The sequence below is a fragment of the Sphaerisporangium fuscum genome (genome assembly GCF_018531465.1).
Lineage (GTDB): Bacteria > Actinomycetota > Actinomycetes > Streptosporangiales > Streptosporangiaceae > Sphaerisporangium > Sphaerisporangium fuscum.
Genome location: NZ_JAHDTF010000012.1, coordinates 84,559 through 96,771, shown reverse-complemented (window position 1 = coordinate 96,771; position 12,213 = coordinate 84,559). Strand labels below are relative to the sequence as shown.

14 protein-coding genes are annotated in these 12,213 nt (G+C 67.3%); 4 read left to right on the top strand and 10 right to left on the bottom strand.

The genetic code is table 11. The annotated features are described in order from the left end of the window. Window positions 1-71 precede the first annotated feature (71 nt). The 4 genes from rplI to rpsF form a co-directional block, all read right to left on the bottom strand. Entirely contained in the window at window positions 72-518 is a 447-nt protein-coding gene (gene rplI, locus KIK05_RS15620; RefSeq protein ID WP_214411429.1) for a 50S ribosomal protein L9, read from the bottom strand. Between the two features lie 17 nt (window positions 519-535). After that, window positions 536-772: a 30S ribosomal protein S18 gene (gene rpsR / locus KIK05_RS15615; protein ID WP_061256131.1), complete on the bottom strand. Its 237-nt coding sequence runs from the start codon at window positions 770-772 to the stop codon at window positions 536-538. 79 nt (window positions 773-851) lie between these two features. Then, window positions 852-1,403: a single-stranded DNA-binding protein gene (locus tag KIK05_RS15610; RefSeq protein ID WP_214411428.1), complete on the bottom strand. Its 552-nt coding sequence runs from the start codon at window positions 1,401-1,403 to the stop codon at window positions 852-854. 99 nt (window positions 1,404-1,502) lie between these two features. Further along, complete coding sequence (gene rpsF / locus KIK05_RS15605; RefSeq protein WP_214411427.1) at window positions 1,503-1,793, bottom strand: 30S ribosomal protein S6; 291 nt, start codon at window positions 1,791-1,793, stop codon at window positions 1,503-1,505. Window positions 1,794-2,020: 227 nt separating this feature from the next. On the opposite strand from rpsF, the gene KIK05_RS15600 reads away from it, so the two are divergent. After that, entirely contained in the window at window positions 2,021-2,347 is a 327-nt protein-coding gene (locus KIK05_RS15600) for a hypothetical protein (protein WP_214411426.1), read from the top strand. Window positions 2,348-2,403: 56 nt separating this feature from the next. Here the strand turns inward: KIK05_RS15600 and KIK05_RS15595 are convergent, their stop codons facing one another. Beyond that, window positions 2,404-2,586, bottom strand: coding sequence for a hypothetical protein (locus KIK05_RS15595; RefSeq protein ID WP_214411425.1), 183 nt, complete (start codon window positions 2,584-2,586; stop codon window positions 2,404-2,406). Between the two features lie 98 nt (window positions 2,587-2,684). Here KIK05_RS15595 and KIK05_RS15590 point away from each other — a divergent pair, with 98 nt between their 5' ends. Continuing rightward, window positions 2,685-3,440 (top strand): deoxyribonuclease IV, encoded by a 756-nt coding sequence (locus KIK05_RS15590; RefSeq protein ID WP_214411424.1) that lies wholly within the window; start codon window positions 2,685-2,687, stop codon window positions 3,438-3,440. Window positions 3,441-3,530: 90 nt separating this feature from the next. Here KIK05_RS15590 and KIK05_RS15585 read toward each other — a convergent pair whose 3' ends face one another. The 4 genes from KIK05_RS15585 to KIK05_RS15570 all read right to left on the bottom strand — a co-directional run bounded on the left by KIK05_RS15585 (window position 3,531) and on the right by KIK05_RS15570 (window position 9,421). Continuing rightward, window positions 3,531-4,655 carry a mannosyltransferase family protein gene (locus tag KIK05_RS15585; protein WP_308249934.1) on the bottom strand — a complete coding sequence of 375 codons (1,125 nt, stop codon included), beginning with the start codon at window positions 4,653-4,655 and terminating at the stop codon, window positions 3,531-3,533. Between the two features lie 71 nt (window positions 4,656-4,726). Continuing rightward, window positions 4,727-6,085 carry a glycosyltransferase family 87 protein gene (locus KIK05_RS15580; RefSeq protein WP_214411423.1) on the bottom strand — a complete coding sequence of 453 codons (1,359 nt, stop codon included), beginning with the start codon at window positions 6,083-6,085 and terminating at the stop codon, window positions 4,727-4,729. Between the two features lie 20 nt (window positions 6,086-6,105). Continuing rightward, on the bottom strand, window positions 6,106-8,745 hold the full coding sequence (locus KIK05_RS15575; RefSeq protein WP_214411422.1) for a transglycosylase domain-containing protein: 2,640 nt from the start codon (window positions 8,743-8,745) through the stop codon (window positions 6,106-6,108). Between the two features lie 268 nt (window positions 8,746-9,013). Continuing rightward, window positions 9,014-9,421, bottom strand: coding sequence for a DUF5318 family protein (locus KIK05_RS15570; RefSeq protein ID WP_214411421.1), 408 nt, complete (start codon window positions 9,419-9,421; stop codon window positions 9,014-9,016). Between the two features lie 146 nt (window positions 9,422-9,567). Here KIK05_RS15570 and KIK05_RS15565 point away from each other — a divergent pair, with 146 nt between their 5' ends. Continuing rightward, window positions 9,568-10,224, top strand: coding sequence for a PadR family transcriptional regulator (locus KIK05_RS15565; RefSeq protein ID WP_214411420.1), 657 nt, complete (start codon window positions 9,568-9,570; stop codon window positions 10,222-10,224). A 13-nt stretch (window positions 10,225-10,237) separates the two neighbouring features. Then, window positions 10,238-11,317: an inositol-3-phosphate synthase gene (locus tag KIK05_RS15560; protein WP_214411419.1), complete on the top strand. Its 1,080-nt coding sequence runs from the start codon at window positions 10,238-10,240 to the stop codon at window positions 11,315-11,317. Window positions 11,318-11,405: 88 nt separating this feature from the next. Here the strand turns inward: KIK05_RS15560 and idi are convergent, their stop codons facing one another. Beyond that, window positions 11,406-11,996 (bottom strand): isopentenyl-diphosphate Delta-isomerase, encoded by a 591-nt coding sequence (gene idi, locus KIK05_RS15555; protein WP_214411418.1) that lies wholly within the window; start codon window positions 11,994-11,996, stop codon window positions 11,406-11,408. Window positions 11,997-12,213 lie beyond the last annotated feature (217 nt).

The window sequence follows — 12,213 nt, the reverse complement described above, 5'->3', positions numbered from 1 at the left end:
ACCCGCCGGGAACGGAAGGACCCCTTCCCTTGGCAGGGAAGGGGTCCTCGTGACCGAAGAGGCCGGGACGCTCAGGCGCCGACGACCTCGACGTCGAGGTTGGCGGCCACCTCGGGGTGGAGCCGGACCGAGACGCGGTGGGAGCCGACGCTCTTGATCGGGTTGCCGATCTCGATGCGACGGCGGTCGAGGGCGGGACCGCCGGCGGCCTTGACGGCCTCGGCGATGTCGCCGGTGGTGATGGAGCCGAACAGGCGGCCGGACTCGCCGGCGCGCGTCTTCAGCTGCACCCGCAGGGCGCCGAGCCGGCCGGCGACCTCCTTCGCGGTGCCGAGGTCGCGGATCTCACGGGCGTCGCGCGCCTTCTTGATCGAATCGACCTGCTTCTCGCCGCCACGCGTCCAGCGGATGGCGTAACCGCGCGGGATGAGGTAGTTGCGGCCGTAGCCGTCCTTGACCTCGACGATGTCACCGGGGGCGCCGAGGCCGGAGACCTCGGTGGTGAGAATGAGCTTCATATCTCGAAAGCCTCCTGTCAGCGCGCGGTGCTCGTGTACGGCAGCAGCGCCATCTCACGGGCATTCTTGATCGCGGTCGCCACGTCGCGCTGGTGCTGGGTGCAGTTGCCCGTCACCCGGCGAGCACGGATCTTGCCGCGGTCGGAGATGAACTTCCGCAGCAGCGCCGTGTCCTTGTAGTCGACGTAGGAGATCTTGTCATGGCAGAACAGGCAAACCTTTTTCTTCGGCTTGCGCAGTGCCGGCTTCGCCATCGTGGTGCTCCTCCTAAGAGAGCCCCGCATAATGCGGGAATGGTCGATCGGTTACTGGATCGAAACTGGTGATTGGTGATCAGAAAGGCGGTTCGTCGCTGAGGTCGCCGCCGCCGCCACCGCCGTAGCCGCCCTGGTTGTAGCCGCCACCGCTGTAGCCGCCGCCACCACCACCGTAGCCGCCACCGGGAGGCGCCGGAGTGGCCGAGGCCCACGGGTCGTCGGCGCCGCCGCCGAACCCGCCACCGCCGCCGCCACCACCGCGAGAGGTCTTGTTGACCTTGCAGGTGGCGTTGCGCAGGGACGGGCCGACCTCGTCGACCTCGACCTCGTAGACCGTGCGCTTCTCGCCTTCCTTGGTCTCATACGACCGCTGGCGCAGCCGCCCCTGGACGATGACCCGCATGCCGCGCTGAAGGCTCTCGGCGACGTTCTCCGCCGCCTGACGCCACACGTTGCAGGTCAGGAAGAGGCTTTCGCCGTCTTTCCACTCGTTGGTCTGGCGGTCCATGAACCGCGGAGTGGATGCGATGCGGAACCGGGCCACGGCCTGCCCCGAAGGGGTGAAACGCAGCTCGGGGTCGTCGACAAGGTTGCCGACGATAGTGATCGTTGTGTCGCCTGCTGCCATCGGTCGCTCTCGCCTTCGTGAATCTGCGCAGCCTGTTGGGCCTCAGAGTACGGCTACCGTCCGACAAAAGCCGGGCTTCGGCATGAGCCGAAGCGGCTTTCAGTGCATGTCGGGGCGCAGCACCTTGGTGCGCAGGATGCCTTCGTTGAGGTTGAGCTGACGGTCCAGCTCCTTGACCGTGGCCGGAGCGGCGGTGAGGTCGATGACGGCGTAGATGCCCTCGGACTTCTTGGCGATGTCGTAGGACAGCCGGCGACGGCCCCACACGTCGACCTTCTCCACAGTGCCGCCGTCGTTGCGGATGACGCCGAGGAACTGGTCGAGCGACGGGCTCACGGTGCGCTCATCGAGGGACGGGTCGAGGATGACCATCACTTCGTAACGACGCATGGACTTCCTACCTCCTCTGGACTCTTGCGGTCACGACACCATGCCGTGACAGGAGGACGCTGACGTCATTCGCCCCCGCCTTCGGCGGCGGGGCGACCGCGCGGTGGACTACACGCGCACAGCAAACGCAGCCCAAGGAGTCTACCAGGCTCTATAACCACCTGACGGCGATTACCGGCCGTCCGTAAGGGTACCGTCACGCAGAGAAGGAAGGGGAGGTGGTCCCGATGCCCCACGCCTTGCACCCGCACGAGAGCGAGCGCATTCGTCTCGCACTCGGCCGTCTGAAGTTGAACACGGACGGGAGGAGACACCCCTTCGAGAACACCTTGTCGCTGGTGGCCCTGGCCTGCGGGGTGGTGGCCATCGTCAGCGGGCTGATCGTGAGCGCCCACATGGTCGCTTCGTGGGCCGGTGCGACGGGATTCCTCCTGGGCATGTACTCGCAGTACGTCTCGGCCACGACCCCCGAGCGTTCGCTCAACATCCTCGCGATAGTGATGTCGTTCGTCGGGGTGGCCACGGGCATCTATCACGGGGGCTTCATCCCCTGACCTGTCGTGCCACCCGGGGGGCGCTCCCCGAGGCGCCCCTTCGGCGAACCCGGGGATCAGCCCCCGATGTGCAGGTCGACGCCGAGCAGGATCAGGAACCAGAGGAAGACCGCCAGTAGTGCCTGGGCGATCTTCTTCAGCAGGCTCGGGGTGATGTAGTCGTGAAGCCAGGCGACATAAATGCCGATGAGGATGTAGATCAGACCTAAGAGGCTGACCCCGCGGCGATAGTAGGCCACAGTCGTCTCCTATATGTCTCGGTACGCGGGTCTCCGGGCGTACCAACCCGCCGCCCCACTGCCCCTGCCGGGGTCGTTGAAACGGCTACGCTCGACCCATGGTGCGTATCGGAGCTCACGTCGACCAAGACGACCCCCTCGCCCACGCGGCCACCCGCGACGCCGAGGTCGTGCAGTTCTTCCTGGGCGATCCCCAGGGCTGGAAGGGGCCGGTCCTCCCCGCGAACGCCGACGCGCTCAAGGCGTCCGACGTCGACGTCTACGTGCACGCGCCGTACGTCATCAACGTCGCCACCGCCAACAACCGCATCCGCATCCCGAGCCGCAAGCTCCTCGCGAGCCAGCTCGAGGCGGCGGCGTCCATCGGAGCCAAGGGCCTCATCGTCCACGGCGGCCACGTGAACAAGGACGACGATCCACAGCTCGGGTTCGACAACTGGCGCAAGGTGTTCGAGCGGCTCGAGACGCCCATCCCGGTCCTGATCGAGAACACCGCGGGCGGCGGGAACGCCATGGCGCGCAAGCTGGAGCGCATCGCCCGCCTGTGGGAGGCCCTCGACGGCTTCGACGTGGGCTTCTGCCTCGACACCTGTCACGCCCACGCCGGCGGCGAGGACCTCGTCGACGTGGTCGACCGGGTGAAGGCGATCACCGGCCGCATCGACCTGGTGCACTGCAACGACTCCCGCGACGCCTTCGACTCCGGCGCCGACCGTCACGCCAACCTGGGCAAGGGGCAGATCGACCCGGAGCTCATCCTGGGGGTCTGCCGCGCGGCGGGCGCGCCGATCGTGGTCGAGACGCCGGGCGACGGACAGGCCGCGGACATCGCCTTCCTCCGCGATCACCTTTGATCCACAGCCTGTGGATAAGTCCCTGGATTACTCCACGGCGAAAGTGGGTACAGCCGGCGTTCGCGCTGGTGGACGGACCGTCGCCGGGCCTCAGCCCGCCCAGGCGCCGTTGATGAAGCTGACCGTGTTGAGCACCATCAGCGGCCCCACCACCAGCGCGTACACCACCAGAGCCGAGCGGCGCCTGGTGAAGATCCCGCCGAGCATGACCCAGATCGGCCACCACAGCAGCGCCGACCGCGGGATCGACAGGTAGTACGCCGAGAACAGCAGCGCTCCGAGCTGCAGGCCGACGTAGAGGAACTCGCTCCACCGGCGGGCGATCAGCAGCCAGACCACCGCCGCGATCCCGAGGACGGCTCCGGCCATCTCCAAGCGGAAGGCCCACACGAACTGCCCGTCGCCGGTCGCCATCTGCAGGGTCGTCCAGAACGACTTCCACGGCCAGACGATGTGCCGTCCCCACCCGGCCTCCTGGGCGTGCTGCCAGGCGAGCCAGTCACCCGTGCGCGCGTGCTGGTAGGCCGAGTAGAGCACGAGGGGCACGAACGGGAGCAGCAGCCACGGGGCCGAGCGCGCCCGCTGCCGGCGCATGACGAACTCCACGATCAGCGCCAGCGCGAGGAACAGGCCGGTGATCCGCACACAGGACGCCCCCGCCGCGAGAAGCGCCGCCACAGGCCAGCGGCCGCGCCGGGCGTACAGCCAGGCGGGGACGGCGAACGCCAGGAACAGCGCCTCGCTGTAGCCCGCGAACAGGAACACCGCGGTCGGGCAGAGGAGCAGGGCGAGTACGGCCCGCCCGCCCGCGCCCTGCGGACCCTCGAACTCGGCCAGCCGCGCCAGAGCCACCATCGCGACCGTTCCGGCGACGAATGAGATCAGCAGGCCCGCGAGCGACCAGTCGGGCACGATCAGATGCACCAATCGGAGGGCGAGGGGCATCCCGGGGAAGAATGCCGGAAGGCCGGGGTCGGGGTTGGCGGCGGGGTCACCGTCATAGCCGAACTCCGCGATGTCGGCCAGGAGCTTGGCGTCCCAGTGATCCCAGCGCGACAGGAACGGCGCCAGGGGCTTGTCTCCCGCCAGTACGCCCGCCCCCACCGTGGCGACCACGACGATCCCCAGACGGGTGCCCAGCCAGAGCAGCAGCGCCTCGTCGTCGGATCGACGCTCCGGAAGCGGAGAAACCATCTCCTGGGGGGAGGTTTGCACGCATAGGAGAATAGATGCTCATCCTGGACTTTTGATCAGGTCGGTGGCGACGGATCTCGGCCGCCGGCGGGTCACACGGAGTTCGGCAGGGGCTCCTTCGGCCCGCCCGGACGGGTCAGGCGCAGGACGACATGGTCCTCGGCCCGGTCGAAGACGCCACCCGCCGGATCGTCGAGCCCCTGCGCCCGGATCAGGTCGTGCTCCGGCCTCAGCATGTCGCGCACCACGAACGCCGCCATGACCGCGATGGTGATGACCCGGCCCCACACGGCCGTGAAGTACGTGAAGTCGCCGATGCCGAGCGCCTCGTTGCCCGGCTGGATCCCCACCAGGTAGAGCCAGATCGCGAAGAAGTACCAGACCTCCGCGAGCTGCCAGAACATCAGCGGCTTCCAGTTGGGCCGGGCGAGCACGGCGAACGGCACCAGCCACAGGACGTACTGGGGCGACCAGACCTTGTTGGTGACCATGAAGGCGGCCAGGACCAGGAAGCTCAACTGCATCAGCCTCGGCCGGACCGGCGCGGTGAGCGTGAGCAGGGCTATCGCCAGGCACAGCACCCCGAACGACGCGATGCCGAGGATGTCGAGCCGCGCCGGGTCGCCGAGGAGCGGCCACTGCTTCATCTGGAAGAAGTACCAGATCGAACCCCAGTCGGCCCCGCGCTCGCTGCTGAAGACGTAGAACCGCTTCCAGCCGTCGAACGCCAGCACGATGAACGGCAGGTTGACCACGACCCAGGTGACCACCGCACCCGCGACGGCCGACAGGAAGGCGGGGAACCTGCGCGTACGCAGGGCGAGCAGGAACAACGGGCCGAAGAACACCAGCGGGTAGAACTTCGTGGCGACGGCCAGGCCCAGCAGCACCCCCGTGAGGACGTGGTTGCGTCTCGACCAGGCGACGAACGCCCCGAGGCTGAGCGCGCCGCACAGAAGGTCCCAGTTGATGAACGCCGCGAGGATCACCGCCGGCGCGACCGCGTACCAGGCGGCGTCCCACGGCCGGCCCTGCAGCCGGGACAGGGACGCCATGAGCACGACCCCGACGACCAGCGACACCGCCATGACGAGCACGGTCAGGTCGTAGAACCAGACCCCGGGCTCGTTCAGCCCGAACACGAGCCGCTGGATCACCCACATCAGCGAGCCGATGCCGACCGGGTACTCCACGGGATGACCGAAGTACGGCGCGAGCCCCTGATCGAGCTTCTCGTTCCACCACAGCGGATAGATGTCCGTGTAGCAGAAGTTCAGGAACTGCTGGGTGCCGTCGTTCCAGGCCCCGCCGAACCGGCAGGGCGCCTTCCACAGGTACGCGAGCACTGCGCCGCAGGCCGCGAGGACCCCCAAGGGGACCGTCGGCGGAACCTCGCGCGCCAGCGTCAGCAGGCGGCTGACGGGACCGGGAACGTGCGTCGATCGGCTCATGACGTTATTCGATCATCCGGTCACGGTGACGGCGTGGCAGTCGAGCGGCGGGAACCGGACGGTGTCGGGCTGGGCGGCGTGCTCGCCTGGACGGAGCCCTGGTTCAACGGATCGTCGCCGCTGTTCCCGTTGCCGTGTCCGTTCCCGTTGCCGTTTCCGTTGCAGGCGTCGTCCCAGGGCAGACAGTTGTCCCCGCCACCGCCGTTGTTGTCGCCGTTGGGGTCACCGTTGCCGTTCGGGTCACCGTTGCCGTTCGGATCGCCGTTGCCGTTCGGGTCACCGTTGCCGTTCGGGAAGCCGGTGTCGTCGGTGGGGGTGGGCGTCGGCGACGGAGCGGGCTTCTCCACGATGTTCATCGGCGTGCCGGCGTTGGCGGGCTCGGGGAACTGCTGAACCGGCTGGCCCTTCATCGCCTCCATCATGAACGCCCGCCAGATGCGGCTCGGGTAGGTGGCACCTTGGATGTTGCCGAGAGAGATTTCACTGCCGACGTAGCCGTTGGGACAGATCTCCCGGCCGTTCAGCTTCTTGACCACCTTGTTCCCCTTCATCCGCACGCATTCCTCGCGGTACATGCCGACGCCGGTGGACAGTTGCGGGGTGAAGCCGACGAACCAGGCTTCCTTGTTCTCGGAGTTGGTACCGGTCTTGCCGGCCACCGGGCGGTCGGGCAGCGCGGCGCCGCGGCCCGTTCCTTCCTTGACCACCGCCTGCAGCGCCTCGATGGCGTCGGCCGCCGAGGTGGGCGAGATCACCCGGGTGAAGGTGGTGTCCTCGGGGATGAAGGGGGTGCCGTCGACCTTGTCGACCTTCTGCACCACGTGGGTCTTGTAGTGCTTGCCCTCGTTGGCGAAGATCGAGTAGCCGGCCGCCTGCTCCAGCGGGGTGACGATGGCGGTACCGATCGAGAGCAGGTACTTGTGGGCCGTCTCGTCCCGGTCGAGCTCGTCCTTGGGGATGCCGGCCCCTTCGGCGATCTGCTTCACCTTGTCCAGCCCCAGCTTGTACGCCATGGAAGCGTAGGCGGTGTTGATGGAGTGGGCGGTGGCCGAGGTGACGGTGATGCCCGACGGCATGCGCTCCTCGTTGGTGACCTTGGTCGTGCCGGGCAGCACCTTTGGCACGGTCTCGTTGCCGGGCACGTAGCTGTTCAGGCTGTAACCGGCCTCGAGCCAGGCGGCCAGGACGTACGGCTTGAACGCCGAGGCGGCCTGCTTGTGGGCGTCGAAGGCGTCGTTGAACTGGTCGGGGTGCTTGCCCAGATAGTTCTTGCCGCCGTAGAACGCGATCACCCGGCCGTTGCGCGGATCGACCGCCGCCAGCGAGGCATGGATCTCGGGCGACAACCCCGTGGTGTTGTTCTGGACGGCGTCGGCGGCCGCCTGCATCAGCTTCTTGTCGAAGGTGGTGTAGATCTTGTAGCCGCCGGTCTCGATGTCGGCCTGCTTCAGGCCGTTCCGCTGCTGGAGCTCGTTCATGACCGCGTTGATCATGTAGCCGCGGAAGCCGCTGTAGTAGTTCTTGAACGACTGCTTCTTGATCTTCGGGAACTTCGCGGTGGTCGGCAGGTCGGCGTACTTGACGTTGCCCGGCGCGACCTTCTGCGGCCAGATCTTCGCCATCTGCTTGAGCACATAGTTGAAGCGGAACTCGGTGCCGCTGCGGTCGCCCTTCCCCTCCTGGAGGTCGAAGTTGCCGGGCTGCTGGATGCGCCCCGCCAGGTAGGCGGCCTCGGCGGCGTTGAGGTCCTTGGTCTTCTTGCCGAAGAACTCCCTGGACGCGGCCTCGATGCCGTAGGTGTTACGGCCGAACGGCACGATGTTCAGGTAGTAGAGGAGCACCTTGTCCTTGGACCACTCCTTGTCCAGCTTCACCGCGATGAAGATCTCCTTGATCTTCCGGGTGATCGACCGCTCGTTGCTGAGGTTGTTGAAGTAGCCACGCGCCATCTGCTGGGTGATGGTGGAGGCGCCCTGCACCTGCTTACCGCTCGCGGTGTTCCACAGCGAGCGCACCATGCCCGAGAGCGAGATGCCGGAGTCCTCGCGGAAGGTGTCGTTCTCGGCGGCGATGACCGCGTCCTGGACGACCTCAGGGACGTCTTGCTTCAGATTTTCGAGCTTGATGCGCTTGGTGCCCAGCTTCGCGAGCACCTCGGGCTTGCCCTTGGCGTCCTTGCTCGCGTAGTAGATCGTGCTGCCCTGGGAGGTGGCGGTCTCCTTGGCGCTGTTCTCGTCGGGCAGAGGAGTGTTGGCGTAGGCCACGGCGATCATGCCGAAGACACCCGCCGCGAGCACGACGAAGCCCGCCATGACGATCTTCCAGTTGGGGAGGAACCGTTTCCATCCCCTCTTGCGCGGCGGCTCGCCGTCGTCGTCGAACCCTCCGCGCCCGGGGCCCCTGCCGGCGGATCCGTCACCGGCCCCGCGGCCGCCTCGTCCACCGGACGCCCTGCGGCCGCGCCGGCCACCGCCCTCGCGGCTCACCACGGTCTCGGCCCCGGCCATCTCGCTGCGGGCCTGAGGCTGCTGGGGGCGAGGAGGCATCTGTCCCGTCGGCTCGCCCTGCCGGCGTGGGGGTGGTGGGGCCACCTGTCCCATCGACTGCGTGTCCTCGAAGGCGGCCTCCGCGCGGCGGGGCTGCGCGCCCTGCGGCGGCATGGCACGCCGAGGAGATGTGGCATCAGGGCCTGGCGCCGAGCGCCGCGCCTGGTACCCGGCGGGCGCGTCCCCCTGAGCGGAGCGACGGCGCCGTCCCGGGCGAGGAGATCCACCGGGGCCCTCGTCGGGGCGGCCGGTCGGCTCAGGGCCATTGCTGCTGTAACTCACGCATCCTCGTTGGGTCATCTGGCGATCGGAGGGTGTTCGACGTCTGTCAGCGGCAGGGCGGGAGGCTACCTCCTGAAGCTGTGAATCAGACCGCGTTGGACTACTTCTCCGCTGTCTGTCCATCTGCGCCGGAGTCGCCCGGTGGCTCGCCGTTGCCTAGGACGTAGGAAACCGTCAGGTGATTCCATGAGCAACCTTGGCAGACCTCGACAACGTAGACCCGGAATTCACCGTATTCATGGGCCATCTGAACGAGGTCTGACGTGGCCTTTACCCGTCCTGCGCTGCGACCGAGCTGGTCACCGTACACATATGTGACATGCGTCACGTTCGTGCGTTCGCATATCGGGCAGGCGCGCTGGGTGGGCTCGCCGAGAAGGCGGGCGGCTCGCAAAAGGTAGGGATGAGCATCGCACACATCACGCCTGGCCATGCGACCGGAGCGAAGCGACTGCACGGTCGCCCGCTTCGCGAGGCCGTAGTCCACGACCCCTCGCTGTGACCACATGGTCGCCAGACTACGACTTTTTTATCTATTCCGCCCAACCGCTTGACGGATTTCTTCATTGCGCAGTATGCCGAGCAGACGTATCCTCCTGATGTATCGGCTCGATACATCGGCGGAACACATCCACGCGAGAGGGGGCGGTTCCAGTGGCGGTCGGCAAGGGCGGAGTGCTGGAACTGGCCGTGCTCGGCTCGCTCCACGAAACACCCCTGCATGGCTATGAGCTGCGCAAACGGCTCAACGCCCTGCTCGGAATGTTTCGCGCGTTCTCGTACGGCTCGCTCTATCCGTGCCTTCGGCAGCTCCTCGCCGACGGGCTCATCGCGGAGGAGCCGCCGGCCGAATGTGGCTCCGGAACCTCCGCGCAAGGGGCACGCGACACCGCGCTGCCCCTGACGGGCCGCCGATCGAAGATCGTCTACAAGCTGACCGCCGAGGGCAAGGAGCGACTGCAGGAGCTCCTCACCCAGGCGGGCCCGTCCTCCTGGGAGGACGAAAGCTTCGGGGTTCACTTCGCCTTCTTCCGCCACACCGAGGCGGAGGTACGACTACGCATCCTCGAAGGTCGCAGAAGCCGTCTGGAGGAGCGACTCGACGCGGTTCGGACGGCTCTCGCCCGCACGGCAGAGCGATTGGACAGTTACACGCTGGAGTTACAGCGCCACGGCTTGGAATCGGTCGAGCGCGAGGTGCGCTGGCTGAACGAGCTGATCGATACCGAACGAGCGCAAGCCGTACGGGCAAGGGCGGACAGGGCGCAGGCGCAGGACGCCGAGCCCGTTCCTGACAAGACGAACGAGTAAAGGAGCGAGTGCGATGGGTTCCGTGCGCGTAGCCATCGTAGGTGTCGGCAACTGTGCCGCGGCGCTGGTGCAGGGTGTGCACTTCTACAAGGACGCCGATCCCGCCACGCGGGTGCCGGGCCTGATGCACGTCCAGTTCGGCGACTACCACGTCGGCGACGTGGAGTTCGTGGCGGCCTTCGACGTCGACGCCAAGAAGGTCGGGCGTGACCTCTCGGAGGCCATCGTCGCCTCCGAGAACAACACCATCAAGATCTGTGACGTGCCGCCGACCGGTGTCACCGTGCAGCGCGGCCCGACCTACGACGGCCTCGGCGAGTACTACCTCGAGATGATCGAGGAGTCCGACGAGACGCCCGTGGACGTCGTCGCCGCCCTTAAGCAGTCCAAGGCCGACGTCCTGGTGTCCTACCTGCCGGTTGGCTCGGAGGAGGCCGACCGCTTCTACGCCCAGTGCGCCCTCGACGCGGGCGTGGCCTTCGTCAACGCGCTCCCCGTCTTCATCGCCTCCGACCCCGTCTGGGCGAAGAAGTTCACCGACGCCGGCATCCCGATCGTCGGCGACGACATCAAGTCGCAGGTCGGCGCCACCATCACCCACCGGGTCATGGCCAAGCTGTTCGAGGACCGCGGAGTGGAGCTGCTGCGCACCTACCAGCTCAACTTCGGCGGCAACATGGACTTCATGAACATGCTGGAGCGCAAGCGCCTCCAGTCCAAGAAGATCTCCAAGACGCAGTCCGTCACCTCGCAGATCCCGCACGAGATGGCCAAGGCCGACGTGCACATCGGCCCGTCCGACCACGTGCCGTGGCTCGACGACCGCAAGTGGGCCTACGTCCGCCTCGAGGGCAAGTCCTTCGGCGACACCCCGCTGAACCTCGAGTACAAGCTGGAGGTCTGGGACTCCCCGAACTCCGCGGGCGTCATCATCGACGCGATCCGCGCCGCCAAGATCGCCATGGACCGCGGCATCGGCGGCCCCATCCTGTCCGCTTCTTCCTACTTCATGAAGTCGCCGCCGGAGCAGTACTCCGACGACGACGCCCGCGAGGCCGTCGAGAAGTTCATCCGCGGCGAGGTCGAGCGCTGAAGCCTCTGATCCGGCATGCCGGTACATGAGAAGCGTCCCGGTTCCCCTGGAACCGGGACGCTTCTCGCGTCTCCGACGGCCGGGCCGCTCATGAAGGGATGCGCGCCGCCGGGGGAAGGTCGGCGGGGTCGGCGGCGGGCCAGGTGAAGGGATCGGCGCCGAGGGTCGTGAGCAGCGGCACCTGCTCGCCGCACCACGGAGAGATCGCCAGCAGGCCGCTCATCACGTCGTCGGTGAACTCCTTCCAGGGCATCCACCGCGTCGCGCTCACCTCGTCCGGGTTCGGCCGGGGATCACCCGTCACGAACGCCCGGTAGACCGGGCACATCTCGTGCTCGACCGTCCCGTCCTCCATCACCGCGCGGTAGGCGAACTCCGGCAGCACCAGCTCGACCTCGGCGGCGCCCAGCCCGAGCTCGTACGCCAGCCGGCGGGCGACCGCCGCCTTCGGGGACTCTCCGGGCAGGGGGTGGCCACAGCAGCTGTTGGTCCACACCCCCGGCCAGGTGCGCTTGTGCGACGCTCTGCGGGTCAGCAGCACCCTGCCCTCGCCGTCGAACACATAGCAGGAGAACGCCAGGTGAAGCGGGGTGTCGGCGCCGTGCACCTCGGTCTTGGGCGCGGTGCCGATCGCCTCGCCTCGCGCGTCCACGAGCACGACATGTTCGTCAGGGTTCACCTGTCCGAGATTACGTGATCATGTTCACCATCCGGCCGCTCCCACCCGCCTGCGGCTCCCCAGACCGAACAAACCATTACCTCCGGATGGGCAAAAGTCACTCCCAGTGGACCGCCCCTCTACCTCCCGAATACCGAGGCCGAAAAACGCCCCCCACCAAGAACTCCAACCTTCCCCACCCCGAACCAGGAACTGCAACCTTCCCCCGCCCCCAGGG